General features: G+C 53.9%; 10 protein-coding genes. 6 read left to right on the top strand and 4 right to left on the bottom strand.

Annotated elements, in window-relative coordinates; genetic code table 11:
* Positions 1-150: 150 nt before the first annotated feature.
* The 5 genes from DDY07_RS16440 to DDY07_RS16420 all read left to right on the top strand — a co-directional run bounded on the left by DDY07_RS16440 (position 151) and on the right by DDY07_RS16420 (position 5,593).
* Positions 151-396, top strand: coding sequence for a hypothetical protein (locus DDY07_RS16440; RefSeq protein WP_033155885.1), 246 nt, complete (start codon positions 151-153; stop codon positions 394-396).
* 6 nt (positions 397-402) lie between these two features.
* On the top strand, positions 403-741 hold the full coding sequence (locus tag DDY07_RS16435; protein ID WP_171696644.1) for an ArsC family reductase: 339 nt from the start codon (positions 403-405) through the stop codon (positions 739-741).
* Positions 741-1,871 carry a succinyl-diaminopimelate desuccinylase gene (gene dapE / locus DDY07_RS16430; protein WP_171696643.1) on the top strand — a complete coding sequence of 377 codons (1,131 nt, stop codon included), beginning with the start codon at positions 741-743 and terminating at the stop codon, positions 1,869-1,871. The genes DDY07_RS16435 and dapE overlap by 1 nt, the downstream gene beginning before the upstream one ends.
* Positions 1,872-2,487: 616 nt before the next feature.
* The gene (locus DDY07_RS16425; protein ID WP_171696642.1) at positions 2,488-4,809 is read left to right on the top strand and encodes a CHASE domain-containing protein; all 2,322 of its coding nucleotides are present in this window, start codon (positions 2,488-2,490) and stop codon (positions 4,807-4,809) included.
* 49 nt (positions 4,810-4,858) lie between these two features.
* Positions 4,859-5,593, top strand: coding sequence for a TIGR00266 family protein (locus DDY07_RS16420; RefSeq protein WP_033155888.1), 735 nt, complete (start codon positions 4,859-4,861; stop codon positions 5,591-5,593).
* A gap of 13 nt (positions 5,594-5,606) precedes the next feature.
* On the opposite strand, the gene radC is transcribed toward DDY07_RS16420, so the two are convergent.
* The 4 genes from radC to DDY07_RS16400 form a co-directional block, all read right to left on the bottom strand.
* Positions 5,607-6,281 carry a DNA repair protein RadC gene (gene radC, locus DDY07_RS16415; RefSeq protein ID WP_033155889.1) on the bottom strand — a complete coding sequence of 225 codons (675 nt, stop codon included), beginning with the start codon at positions 6,279-6,281 and terminating at the stop codon, positions 5,607-5,609.
* A 242-nt stretch (positions 6,282-6,523) separates the two neighbouring features.
* A complete protein-coding gene (locus DDY07_RS16410; protein WP_171696641.1) occupies positions 6,524-7,879 on the bottom strand; it encodes a Dyp-type peroxidase in 1,356 nt (451 codons plus the stop codon).
* A 13-nt stretch (positions 7,880-7,892) separates the two neighbouring features.
* On the bottom strand, positions 7,893-9,197 hold the full coding sequence (locus DDY07_RS16405; RefSeq protein WP_171696640.1) for a hypothetical protein: 1,305 nt from the start codon (positions 9,195-9,197) through the stop codon (positions 7,893-7,895).
* A 40-nt stretch (positions 9,198-9,237) separates the two neighbouring features.
* Positions 9,238-11,349: a cytochrome P450 gene (locus DDY07_RS16400; RefSeq protein ID WP_171696639.1), complete on the bottom strand. Its 2,112-nt coding sequence runs from the start codon at positions 11,347-11,349 to the stop codon at positions 9,238-9,240.
* 377 nt (positions 11,350-11,726) lie between these two features.
* Here DDY07_RS16400 and DDY07_RS16395 point away from each other — a divergent pair, with 377 nt between their 5' ends.
* Positions 11,727-13,322: an alkaline phosphatase gene (locus tag DDY07_RS16395; RefSeq protein WP_171696638.1), complete on the top strand. Its 1,596-nt coding sequence runs from the start codon at positions 11,727-11,729 to the stop codon at positions 13,320-13,322.
* Positions 13,323-13,326 lie beyond the last annotated feature (4 nt).

The raw sequence follows: 13,326 nt of genomic DNA, 5'->3' as shown, positions 1-13,326 counted from the left end.
CGGCTATGCGTTACAATGCGGGCATAAGTTTCAAGGAGGCAACACAGCATGAATGCGAACCCTTTCGATACGCTGCCTACGCGCAGTTGATTTAATTGCCGCCAGTTGCCGGCCCCGTTTTTCTCTTCAATCCTAACCTGCGAGCACACCATGCCAGAAAATATTTCCAATAATGCCCTAATCCTCGCCCTGTTATCTCTGAACGGCGAGATCGCTATTCAAAAAGACTACCTGGAATCCGATGAAATTCCGGAAGACGAGGTAGCCGATGAGGAAGAAGTGCTGGACGATTTGGAGCAGGCTTTCATGGAGTTTGTGGACGTTTACAAAGCGCGTGCCCACGCCGATAAAACCTTGCCTAGCCTGGAAGAATTGTTGGCCGGCGAAGAAGGCTAATAATCCATGTTGGTAATGTACGGCATCAAGAACTGCGATAGCGTTAAAAAGGCGCGCACTTGGCTGGAGGCGCGGCACATTGCCTACCGCTTCCACGACTATCGAATCGATGGTCTGGATGCGGCTTTGCTGCAACGCTTTGTCGATGCGCTGGGCCTGGATGCCGTGCTTAACCAGCGCAGCACCAGCTGGCGTCAGTTGGACGATGCCCAAAAATCCGATTTAACCCCAGACAAAGCCGTGCAACTGATGTTGGCGGTGCCGACCCTGATCAAGCGCCCGATTCTGGATGATGGCCGGCAACTGATCGTTGGCTTCAATCCCGATCAGTACCCTACCGAATAATGAGCGAAACCCTTTCTTTGTTAGAAGCGTTGATTCGTCGCGAATCAGTGACCCCCCACGACGCCGGTTGCCAGGATTTGCTGGCGCAGCGCTTGACCAAGCTTGGCTTTGTTGACGAGCGCCTGAATTTTGCCGATACCCAAAACCTCTGGCTGCGAAAAGGGCAACAGGCGCCGCTGTTTGTGTTCTTAGGGCATACCGACGTGGTGCCGACCGGGCCTTTGGCGGCGTGGGATTCCCCGCCGTTCGAACCGACCATCCGCTATGGCAAACTTTACGGCCGTGGCGCGGCGGACATGAAAGGCGGCATCGCCGCGTTTGTCACAGCCGTCGAGCGTTTCCTGGCCGAATATCCCGAACATAAAGGCTCGATAGCGATCATGATGACCAGCGACGAGGAGGGCATTGCCACCCACGGCGTGGTTAAAGTGGTAGAGGTGCTGGAACAACGGGGCGAAAAGATCGACTGGTGCTTAGTCGGCGAGCCGTCTAGCGACAAGAAAATCGGCGACGTGATTCGGGTCGGCCGGCGCGGATCCTTATGCGCCAAACTGACAGTGCTGGGCATTCAAGGCCACGTGGCTTATCCGGAATTGGCGGAAAACCCGATTCATATGTTTGCGCCGGCTTTAAAAGAGTTGACCGAGGAAGTTTGGGACCACGGCAATCAATTTTTCCCGCCAACCCGCTTGCAGGTTTCCAATATCAACGGCGGCACCGGCGCGGAAAACATCATTCCCGGCCAGGTGGAAGTGCAGTTCAATCTGCGGTTTTGTACCGAATTGGACGAAGCCACAATCAAAAGCCGCACTCAGGCAATCCTGGACAAACACGGTTTCAAATACGATCTGCAATGGCGCTTGTCCGGCAATCCATTCCTGACCTCGCAAGGTGCATTGATCGACGCCACCCATGCGGCCATCGAAAGTGTATGCGGTTTTCAGACCTTGGACGATACCGGCGGCGGCACCTCCGACGGCCGTTTCATCGCCCCGACGGGTGCGCAAGTGATTGAGCTGGGGCCGTTGAACGCCAGTATTCATAAGGTCAACGAGCACATTGGCCTGGACGAGCTGGAAGTTTTAAGCCGAATTTACCAACAGATTTTGGTCAATTTACTGGCGCATTAAGCAGGTTCTTAAAATACAGGCACTCCCGCTTCTGCGGGAGCCCAACTGCCTACGCTGCGAGGCCCGGAAAGCAAAGCGCTAGCGAGCGAAGGCCGAGTAGCCCCTGGAAGCCGTAGCGCCGGGCGGTTTTTCGATTAGAAAAACTGCAAGGCCTCGCGACACGGCGTCGAGTCATGCGAGAGCCAAGGCTTTGAACCCCTTGCTGGGTCAAAGCCGGGGTGACGCGGACGGCCAGGGCCGCCGAAGGCAATCACGTGGCGGTGGAGGCGCGATTGCTAGCCAGGGATGGCTAGCAATCTTTCCCGCCGGAAGCCGGCACTCGCCGAAACAGGGTTCGCACCGGGCCCGTGTAAACAATTGTCTTCTCCCAGTCGTCACCCCTCGGCCTCTAATACTCTGCCCAAACCGCTGGCAAGTTAGAGAAAAGCCGGTCCATGATTGAGCTATGCCGAAGCGCTCAAGGGGGGTATCTTCAAGTACTGATGACCGAAGGTTTGATGCTGAAATTTCGCCGGATACTAATCCCTACGACCACGCTATACTTTTAAGCCTAGATTGTGGCGCAAGCTTGGCCGACGGTCTGAAACGGAATATTCCGATATCAACAGGGGAAAGCATGACTACTAGCCCTGCTCCACGAAAGTTATTGGCGCGCTACCGGCATTACTATCCGGCTCTCCTGATTTTGCTGATTTCGCTGTCTGCCTTGTTTGTGGCTTGGCAAGATCTGAATTGGCGCTATCAACAGCGCTTACAGGAATATTTCGATTTTGAAACCCAACGCCTTACCAGCGACATCAGCAAACGTATGGCTTTACATGGCCAAACACTACGTAGCGCCGCCGGCTTGTTTGCCGCAAGCTATGAGGTTACCCGCGAGGACTGGCGTGCTTTTGTTGAAATGCTGGAGTTGGATCGCAGTCATCCGGGGGTGCAAGGCGTGGGCTATACGGTCTGGATTCCCGCCGGACAGCTCGAACAGCATATTGCCGATATTCGCCGCCAGGGCTTTCCTGACTATGTAGTTAATCCGTTAGAACCGCGCAGCGAATATTCCAGCATTATCTACTTGGAGCCGTTCGGCGGCCGCAATCTCCGCGCCTTTGGCTACGATATGTACTCTGAACCGATTCGGCGCAAAGCGATGGAGCGCGCGCGGGACAACGGCGAGTTGGCCTATACCGGTAAGTTGGTTCTAATCCAGGAAACCAAGGCCGATTTACAAGCCGGGATGTTGGCGTATTTTCCGGTGTATCGCAACGGCAGCATCCCACAAACCTTAGAGCAGCGCCGTTCCGCGCTACTGGGCTGGGTATACATTCCTTATCGCATGAATGACTTGCTGAAAGCTATCCTGGGACAGGATTTATTGGCCTTGCGCCTGGAAATTTTTGATCAGGACGATCTCAGTGCCGAGGGCCTGCTTTTCGATAGTCAGGCCAGCTTGGTGCCGGCAGCGTTTAAAACCGATGCCGGTGCCATGACTCGCATACAGCGCCTGGATTTGGGCGGACATTTTTGGACCTTGCGTTACAGTGCCATGCCAGCCTTCAGTAAGACCGCCAGGTTCGAGCCGCCCTGGGTTGAAGTGTTGGCGTTGGTGCTGATCAGCTTTTTGCTGTTTTTTATTACCTGGGCCTATATCAATGCACGCCGAAACGCGGCGATTGCGCTGCAATTGACCGAGTCGTTACGGCAAAGCGAAAGCCGGTTCCGCAGCTTGTTCGAAAACTCGCCGGTGGCCTATCTGGCAATGGATAGGCAAGGTAATTTGTTGGATGTCAATCCGCAATTGTGTGCGCTGCTGGACTACGACATTGATGAACTGATAGGCCGCAAACTGTTTGAGTTCATTTCGCCGGAAACCGGACAGGATTTTCGGCTAAAACTGCACCTGCTGAATCACTACGGTTTGCTGGAATGCGAATTGTCGCTGCTGACAAAATTGGGTCATATGTTGACCGTGATTCTGGACGGCCGCTTGCAGGGCGATAAGGCCCGACCTGCCGTTATTCATTGCATTTTGACCAATATTACTGAGCGCAAGCGCGCCGAAGATAAATTGCAATTGGCGGCCCGGGTGTTTAGCGATGCGCATGAAGGCATCACCATCACCGATGCGGCCGGCAATATTATCGATGCCAACCCGACTTTTTGCGCGATAACCGGCTATGCCCGCGAGGAAGTGATCGGCCGCAATCACAGTATTTTGCAGTCGGGAAAACACGATGCGCAATTCTATAAAGACTTGTGGCAAACCCTGCAAACCGAGGGTTGCTGGCAAGGCGAGATATGGAATCGCAAGAAAAGCGGCGAGTTATATGTCGAATTGCTGACGATCTCGGCCATGCGCAACCGCACCGGCGAAATTCTGAATTATGTCGGTTTGTTTTCCGACATCACCCAAGCCAAACTTCAGCAGCAGGAACTGGAACGCTTGGCGCATCACGATCCGTTGACGCAATTGCCTAACCGGATATTGTTCAACGATAGATTTTGTCAGGCCTTGGCGCGCTGTAAACGCGACAGTACCTTATTGGGTGTCGTGTATATGGATCTGGACGGGTTCAAACAGGTCAACGACCAGTTCGGCCACGAGGCTGGTGATACATTGCTGATCGAGGTGGCTAAGCGGATAAAGGCCAATTTGCGCGAGGACGACACGGTGTGCCGATTAGGCGGCGATGAATTTGCCTTATTGATGGGCGGTCTGGAATCCAAACCGCAGTGTGAGCAAGCCTTGCTGCGTGTTCATCAGGCGATTTCCCAGCCCTACTATATCGGCGGGCAAACCGCGAAAATTGGCGTCAGTAGCGGTATTACCTTATGTCCGCTGGATGTGGGTACGCCGGATTGCTTACTCAGTCACGCCGATCAGGCCATGTATCTTGCCAAACAGCAGGGCCGAGGCAGCTATGAATTTTTTCAGCCCGGTTGAGTCTGTTCAGCGAGCGTTTAATTTTTCAACTAAATAAGAGGAGATACCTATGCGTTGCCATCAAGTCGATTATCAGATTATCGGTCATGATATTCAAATGGTCGAAGTCGAGCTCGACCCCAAAGAAACCGTGATCGCCGAAGCGGGGGCGATGACGTATCTGGAGCAGGATATAGACTTCGAAGCCAAGATGGGCGACGGTTCCGGTGGGGTGATGGATAAGCTGTTTGGTATCGGCAAACGCATGCTAACCGGCGAGTCGGTATTTTTGACCCATTTCACCAATCACGGTGCGCAAAAACGCCGGGTGGCCTTTGCCGCGCCGTTTCCGGGCTCAATCGCGGCATTGAATATGGCTGAATTGGGTGAAGAAGTGATTTGCCAGAAATCGGCGTTTTTAGCGGCGGCTTACGGCACCCAAGTGGATATCGCTTTCAACAAACGCTTGGGTAGCGGCTTTTTCGGTGGCGAAGGTTTTATTCTGCAACGTCTGCGCGGTGACGGCATGGCCTTTATCCACGCCGGCGGCACGGTGATCCGTAAGGAATTGCGTAACGAAACCTTGCGTCTGGATACCGGCTGTCTGGTGGCGTTCAGCGGCGACATCGATTACAACATTGGCATGAGTGGCGGCTTGAAAAGCATGCTGTTCGGCGGTGAGGGCTTGTTTCTGGCGACGCTGACAGGCACCGGTTCGGTGTGGATCCAGAGCATGCCGTTTTCACGCTTGGCGGAGCGGGTGTTAAGCCAATATAAGCCAACTATCGGTCAAGATAGCCAGTAGCGGCGGTCAAGCGCTAAAGCAAGCCATGTTCGGCAAACGAAAAGGGTTGGCCGTCGCCGACGATGAAATGATCCAGTACGCGGATGTCGAACAGGCCCAAGGCCTGTTTGAGTTTGTCGGTAATTTGCCGGTCGGCTTGGCTGGGTTCGTTGATGCCGGACGGATGATTGTGAGCAAATATGACCGCCGCCGCATGATGAAATAAGGCCCTTTTTGCCACTTCGCGCGGATAGACGCTGGCACCGTCGATGGTGCCGCGAAACAGCTCTTCCCATTGAATCACCCGATGCTGGTTGTCCAGAAACAGGCAGGCGAACACTTCGAAACTGTAGCTACGCAATTGGGCGCTGAGATAAGCGCGAGTGATGTCCGGGCTGGTCAAGGCGCTGCCGCGTTGCAATATCTCGGCGAAATGGCGGCGGGCCATTTCCAGTACGGCTTGTAATTGGGCGTACTTTGCATCGCCTAAACCGTTGCTCCGGCAAAAGCGTTGTTGATCGGCACCAAGCAGCGCCTGCAAGGAGCCGTATTCGCTCAACAAATCCCGGGCCATATCCACCGCCGACTTGCCGGGCGTGCCGGTGCGCAGAAAAATCGCCAGTAGCTCGGCGTCCGTCAGCGCGGTAGCGCCACGCTGCAAGAGTTTTTCACGGGGTCGCTCGTCTGTGGGCCAATTCTTGATGCTCATCAACTCCTCCCGGCCGTTAATAATTGATTTTAAGCATAGAAGAAGCAGAAGGAGTTTGCCATGAAGCAAACTGAAAAGATTAAATGGCTAATTGCGCCGAGACTTTAGGTGCGCTGCACGCAAAGTTAGCGATGAAGGGAATGTTTGCAAGGCGTTGGCATGCTTGCCGCAGCTTGGCGAAGGGGGCGGGTGCTCCTTTCGCCAAGCGTATTCGATAGCAATCCTTACTGCAAAATGCCCAATCAGGAACTAGCCAGCAAGCCCAGCGCACTCAAACTAGGTAAAAAGAAATAACTGCCGCCTCGTGTCGTCACAAATTGCTGAAATCCGCAAACCCGCCGCCGCAATGGTTCATCCTGAATCGTAAAGTTGCGATTTTCCGCTACGCCGCTACCGATCAATGGATCGTCTTCGTCGTAAAGGCCGGCGAATTTGACGCTGTTGATCCAGGTGTGTTGCACAAACTCGAATTGGCGTTCGATATTGGCGTTTAAACAAATGAACAAAAGACCGCGCTCTTTGCCGTCGTCCTTCGTCGGGTTTTCCAGGAAGTTGCCGTAGCTGCGGCCGCGGCGCAGGATGCGGTGGCGGTTGGCGACTTTCAAAGCTTCTTCGGCAGTGGCGCCCAAGCCGACTGCTCTGGGATTGGCCCTACGAATGTGCGAGCCCAGCGGGCAACCGGTGCCGTGTGGGTCTTTGGTGAAATTGAAGCTGTTATCAATCTTATTCGGATCGCTGTCCTGATTAGGCTCCACCACCGCACCGCTTTTCCAGCGGCCGACAAATTTGGCGGCCAGATAATCGGCGGTAATACCTTGCCGCGCTGCTTCATCTTCCATGAATTGCCAGAACGCGCCGACATCCTGTTTCAATTGCCGTAGCACCAGATAAGTACCGTTTTTGCCGAACGCTTCGCCGGCACTACCCAACTGCGGCATTTTGGTGAGTTTGCCGTCGTATTGATTCGGATAACCCAGCAAAAACTCGCCGGTAGCGATTTCGCCGGTGCCGCTGGTGGTCGGGAAGCCGTCTACGACGGGATCGGAAATACCGTCGGCAAAGCCGAAATGCTCCAAGGTAAAGCCGTTGGCGTCCTGCTTTTTCTCGCCGGCATCCAGGCGTTGTACGACGCTTAAGCCCGCGCCTTTAAAGGCTTTTTCATGATATTTCTGGCTGGCGTTGTGGATGGCGTCGTTTTTGGAGAACAGCATAAACAACAGGTCCACCCGTTTTTGGCCGCTGCCCCAATCCCAGGCGCTGGGATCGTTGATGCCGCGGTCGCCCAATAGCGCCGAGCGATGCTCAGAATCCATGCCTTCCCGGAAGGACAGTTCGAAGCTGTAAAGGCTGTCTTTATCCAGGTTGAGCTGTTCGAAACCGGAATAACTGATCGCCAGGTTGATACGGTTTTCAGTTTCATCGGTCGGTTTGTCCGCGCCATGGCTGATTTGATTTTGATCGACCAGATTTTTCAGCCAAGGTTTCGTTTTGCCGGCATCGTCGATTTTTAACAGGTAATAACTACAGTGGGCCATATGTTTGTTATAGCCGCTAAATACGATGCCTTGTACGTCGTCTAATTTATCGATGGTGGTCATTGTGGGAGTCCTTTTATAAGCATCTCAGCCAAGCAGCCAGATTGGTCGTGGAAAACAAGCCTTCGTGTATCGCCCGGTTATTGGCGACATTTTTCACGGACAAATCGATGTAGGCGCTATACCAAACCAACTCGGCAAGCTGGCTGTTTCTGGCGAAATTTTTGAAGCGCTGCTCGTCGCGGGAGCCGCCGCGCAAGGCCAGCCATTGGGTATCCGGAAAGCCCCGGTCCTTGCCTAATTGCGTGTTGCTCCAAACGGCGGTCAAGCCGACACTGGCGTGGTCGATAAATTCGCCCAGGTAGTTTTCCCAGCTACCGTCGTAATTGCTCATGAACAACAGGCGTTTATTGCCGGGCAGAATCACCCAGCGGGCAAAATGGATGGTGACGATGCCGCTGAGGTCGCCTTTGGTCGCCACCAGTTTGGCAACTAGATTGATGCCGGCCAGCACTATTTTTAAAGTGGTCAACCGAAACCAGCCGGGTTTGATTTCGATGACGCTGGTCAGATGGTTTTGTAATTGCCGGTCTTCCACTCGCTGGATGGCTTGCATCTGTTCGGAGACTGTCCAGGGTTTGTCGTCCTGCTTATCGCGCATTTCGTTCCAGCGCAACAGCACTGCGAATGCGACGCCGGCTATTAGTGCCAGTACCGCCAAAAACTCCACCAGCGGTCCAAACACGCCGAAGAAGCCGCCGACCAATAAAATACCCAACGCTGCCAGTAAGCCGTTGAAGATCATTTGTCCGGCGCTGTTTAAAAACGGTTGCGGGGTGGGTTTGTTGATGGCGCCTAGATGCTTGACGATGTCGGCGTGAATTTCGGCCGGTTGCTTGGCCGCCAGTTCCGCGCGATTGGCGTCGATATAGGCTTCGATGCGTTCGCGGATTTGCCGCTGCTCGACAATCGTATTGCGCGTTTGGCCGGGATGGGCGACGTAAAAGGCATTGGCGCCATGGTCGTTCTTTAATAGATAGTCAGCCAGTTGGCTGGCGTTGTTGCCCGGATAATCCTTGCAACAGCCGTAAACGGTATTCACAAACTCCGGATTGCCAGCAATCAGGTCGTTGATAAATTGCTTCACCTCGCCGTCGATATTGGCTTCAAACGCCAGCAGGGCGGGCTCGCCAGTTTCGACCTCGGAGGGATGTTTGCCGGGAATGACGAAAAAAGTGCAATAGTGCAGCTGTTGATAATTGGAAAATTTAATCACCGGATTGTTTTTAATATCCGTGCCTATCGGCGCCAGATACGCTTCCAGCTTTTGTAGCTGGTCCGGCAATATTTCCGTGATAACGGTCATGGGGTTTTGTTGCATACACACGTCCTCTTGAAATTATTATCGTGCTGGTAAAAAGTTACCGATCAAAACTCAGGACAAATTGATCGGGAAACGGTCCATCGTACAAGATGCCGCGGCTTATTTTTAAGTTGTTCAAGCGCAGCAAACTGGCTACCAAGGTCGGGATTTGGATGCGATTGATGTATTCACCAAAACAGCGGTGCATACCATCGCCAAAGTGCATATAGCGATCCAGCGCGCGATCATCACGCACAGTAAATGGCTCCGGCCAAGCGCTCTCGTCGAACATCGCCGAGGCGGTAAAGGCGAAGACTTCGGTGCCGGGCGGAATCTTCACGCCGGCAATCTCCGCGCCGTTTTTACAATGCCGGCGCATGGCCGCCGCCATGGTGTTGAAACGGAACACGTCGAAGCAAAGATGCAATAGCTTGTCTTCGTCATCGGCAGCCTGTTTGGCCTGTTGCAATACATCGGGCTTGCTAAGCAATTGCTCGACAATCAAGGTAGTAGCCATCGAGGTGGTATCCAAAGCGCCAACAATCAAGCCGGAGATGTTGCGGCGGATACCGTCGTCGTCCAGATCGTGCTCGCCATCCATGCCCATTTTGATGAGACGCGATAGAAAATCTTCAAATTGCTCGCCTTGCTTGATGCGCTGCCGGCGTTCCGCGATCAGATTTAACAGGTACGGCCCCATTTCTTGGAAAGACTGCTCGGCGGTGATGTGTATGCTGCGCTGATTACTGAGATTTAAAAACAGGTCGTGAAACAGGGAGCGCATCCAGCGCATCATCGTCACTTCGTCCGGCCCCGGCACACCGAGATAATCGCGGATAAAACGCCGCGCTACCGGTCGGGTCAATTGCGACACCATGTCGATTCGGCCCACCGGCAGCGCAGCCTGGATCATGTCCTCGCAATGTTGGCGGACGATGCGGCGAATCAATTGGTCTTCGCCGGGCTTGATTACCCGGCGCAGCGCGCCTTGCTCATTGCTGTAGGCTTCGGAACGATCCATCCCCAAAAAGAATGGCCCGTTCAGACGCTGCATATTGGGCGCGTTGATCTCGGCAATCGTAAACTCGGTATCTCGAGCCAGCGTTTCGCGGACATCGCTGTCACGAGTCACCAAAGCGCGTTTGCCCAGGACCAATACCGGTTTATGTTTTCGTAACAATCCGAATAGCCAACGTTGCACCGTGGCGCCGGTCAGCATCGCGACGCCACGCGCCAGGTAATAGCTGACGATATTTTGCGGGGTCGTGGACGTGGGGTGATGATCTGGGATGGGTGCCGGCGCGGGCCGGTGCTCACGGTACATTTTCAAGGCCAGGGCGCCGGTGGGGGTAGCTGCCAATTGCTCGACAAAAGCCTGGTATGCGGCCGGTAATTCTGCTTTGCTAGGCTGTACGCCGCCGAATTGGGCCGGCAACAGCACTGGTGCGGACAGTGCTGCCAGGCAATAATCGGCGATGCTGGGCTGGTTGCCCAGCAAATAGGTTCTGCCATCGGCCAGCAGAGTGTCCAGCTCCGAAAAGATCGCCTCGATTTGTTGTTTGCAGGGTTCGATTTGTCCGGGATCGGCAGGTAGGGATTTTTCCATGGCTTGAGCCAATAGCGGATAAGCGCGTTCGGCTAACCATTTTTGCCAGGCTGGCACCCGCTGCTGCCAGAACGACAGCACGGTTTCTTTGTGTGGCAGCAACATCGCATAGCCGTAATTGCGTGTCGCCAAGCCTAATTTGTCCACCAGCAAGGCCAGCAAGCGTTCGGTTTCCGCCTTGCCTTTCTCGTCGCGCGGATACAGCCGCAGTTCGGCGGGCAAACGGGCGTCGATGTATTGCAGCGATTCGTGCATGGTACATAAGGTTGCTTCGCTGGTGATCAGCACCGGCATGGCCTTAGCATCGGCTCCCGCCAACAAGAAGGCGGGTAAATGCAGCATCGGCACGCTACCTTCTTCCCGGTACGGCACCCCGCCGTAGTCGAGCATCCAACGTACTAATTCGCTGATATGGGATACTGGAATCGTCAATAAACGATTCAGTTGTTTGGACTTGGCTCCACGCCGCGTACTGCCGGGTTTGATCATGATTCCTTCCTCTTGCTTGCTATTGTTATAGTTATTAATGCTATAGCTGGCATACACCGATGACTGTTTAGTCATGTCGGCTTGAATGGCATGTTGGTATGCGCGCTAGGTAAAACAACTTGCCGGGCTGCTTACGTGTGCCGTTATTGGCAGCTAAGCAATTGTTAATCCACCCGTGAACCAAGCGCCGAGCTTTAACGGAGTATCAATAATAGACCAATCGTAACTAATTGAAATAAAAAGCGAAAGGCAAAATGTTGCTTAGCAACAACCGTGCCTAAATGCGAAGCACGTCACAAAACGCGCTGGGCTGCGCCCGCCTGGTACCTAGCAAACGGAAAGCTTCTCTGTCGCCGGAATCCGCTGCAAATCTTCTCTGCGGACCTTAATCAGATTGTCATTTACCGCTGCCTATAATCCCGGCCTCTTCACAACGCTTAGGAGCAGTCACAATGCAATTCATAAAGCCAACCAAACTGGCACTGGCAATAGCCGGCTTGTTAACGCTTAACACGCCGGTATTTGCGGAAACCGATGCTGTGCCGCAAATGGAGCAAGGTATTCAGATCGGTGATTTAGCGCCTGGACGCGCTATCGTTTGGAGCCGCGCAGATCGCCCGGCGCGTATGATGCTGAAATATGCTTATAACCCGCAGTTCAAGGACGCGATTAGTGTCCGCGGCCCGTATGCCTTGGCAGAAACCGACTTTACCGCCCGCCAGGACTTGACCGGGTTGGCTGATGGAAAAGATGTGTATGTCAAAGTCTGGTTTGAAGATTTGACTAATGCTCGCGGCAAAAGCGCACCGGTGGTTGGCCATTTCCATAATATCGGCAAGCGCGACGATATTCGTTTTGTTTGGGGCGGCGACACCGCCGGCCAAGGCTGGGGTATCAACGAAAGCTTTGGCGGTATGAAGATTTATGAAGCCATGCGCCAAGTTCAGCCGCAGTTTTTCATTCAAAGCGGCGACAACGTGTATTCGGACGGGCCGATTCCGGAGAGTAAACTGGCCGAGAACGGCCAGACTTGGACTAACCTGGTCACGCCGGAAGTGAGCAAAGTCGCTGAAACCTTGGACGAGTTCCGTGGCCGCTACAAGTACAATCTGTTAGACGAAAATGTTCGCCGCTTCAATGCCGAAGTGCCGCAAATCTGGCAGTGGGACGATCATGAAGTGGTGAATAACTGGTCAGATTCCAAAGACCTGAGCGCCGATCCGCGCTACACCGAAAAAAATGTACCGACGTTGATTGCTCACGCCACCAAAGCCTTCTTGGAGTATGCGCCGTTGCGTCCGCACGACGCCGAAGAATCCGAACGGATTTATCGCAAAATTTCTTACGGCAAGCTGCTGGATGTATTTGTATTGGATATGCGCAGCTATCGCGGCCCCAACACCGCCAATCTGCAATCTCAAGAAAATGCCGAAACCGCTTTCCTCGGTGCCGAGCAAATGGCTTGGTTGCAGGACGAATTGAAACACTCCAAAGCCACCTGGAAAGTCATCTCCGCCGACATGCCGATTGGTTTGAATATCGGCGACGGTAACACGGCCCAAGGCCAAGCGCGTTGGGAGGCCGTAGCCAACGGCAATGATGGGCCGGCAGCGGGTCGTGAACTGGAAATGGCTCGTTTGTTGAGTTTTATCAAGCATGAGCAAATCAACAACCTGGTTTGGCTGACTGCCGATGTCCATTATGCCGCCGCGCATTATTACGATCCTGCCAAAGCGGCATCCAAGGACTTCGCACCGTTCTGGGAATTCGTCGCGGGTCCGTTAAATGCCGGTTCCTTCGGGCCCAACAGTACCGACGGTACATTTGGTCCGCAAGTGGTTTTCTCCAAAGCGCCGCCAGCCGGCCAAGCCAATCTGTCGCCTTACGCCGGCCTGCAATTTTTTGGCGAAGTGCATATCGACAAGAAAAGCCGCGCCATGACGGTGGATTTTAAGGACATCGACGGCGCCGTGGTCTTCAGCAAAACTCTTGCGGCGGAAGCCGAACGTGAACGCGAGCAGGATCATCACGACCGCGATCACGACTAAAGCC

Source organism: Methylomonas sp. ZR1, from assembly GCF_013141865.1.
Classification (GTDB): Bacteria; Pseudomonadota; Gammaproteobacteria; order Methylococcales; family Methylomonadaceae; genus Methylomonas.
Note: the sequence above shows the minus strand (reverse complement) of the source record. Positions and strands in the feature narration are given on the sequence as shown.

Bases quoted from the DNA above. Each gene is read 5' to 3' on its own strand.
- DDY07_RS16440 (WP_033155885.1), top strand. From the start codon at position 151: ATGCCAGAAAATATTTCCAATAATGCCCTAATCCTCGCCCTGTTATCT.
- DDY07_RS16395 (WP_171696638.1), top strand. From the start codon at position 11,727: ATGCAATTCATAAAGCCAACCAAACTGGCACTGGCAATAGCCGGCTTG.
- DDY07_RS16400 (WP_171696639.1), bottom strand. From the start codon at position 11,349: ATGACTAAACAGTCATCGGTGTATGCCAGCTATAGCATTAATAACTAT.
- DDY07_RS16425 (WP_171696642.1), top strand. From the start codon at position 2,488: ATGACTACTAGCCCTGCTCCACGAAAGTTATTGGCGCGCTACCGGCAT.
- DDY07_RS16420 (WP_033155888.1), top strand. From the start codon at position 4,859: ATGCGTTGCCATCAAGTCGATTATCAGATTATCGGTCATGATATTCAA.
- DDY07_RS16405 (WP_171696640.1), bottom strand. From the start codon at position 9,197: ATGCAACAAAACCCCATGACCGTTATCACGGAAATATTGCCGGACCAG.
- radC (WP_033155889.1), bottom strand. From the start codon at position 6,281: ATGAGCATCAAGAATTGGCCCACAGACGAGCGACCCCGTGAAAAACTC.
- dapE (WP_171696643.1), top strand. From the start codon at position 741: ATGAGCGAAACCCTTTCTTTGTTAGAAGCGTTGATTCGTCGCGAATCA.
- DDY07_RS16435 (WP_171696644.1), top strand. From the start codon at position 403: ATGTTGGTAATGTACGGCATCAAGAACTGCGATAGCGTTAAAAAGGCG.
- DDY07_RS16410 (WP_171696641.1), bottom strand. From the start codon at position 7,879: ATGACCACCATCGATAAATTAGACGACGTACAAGGCATCGTATTTAGC.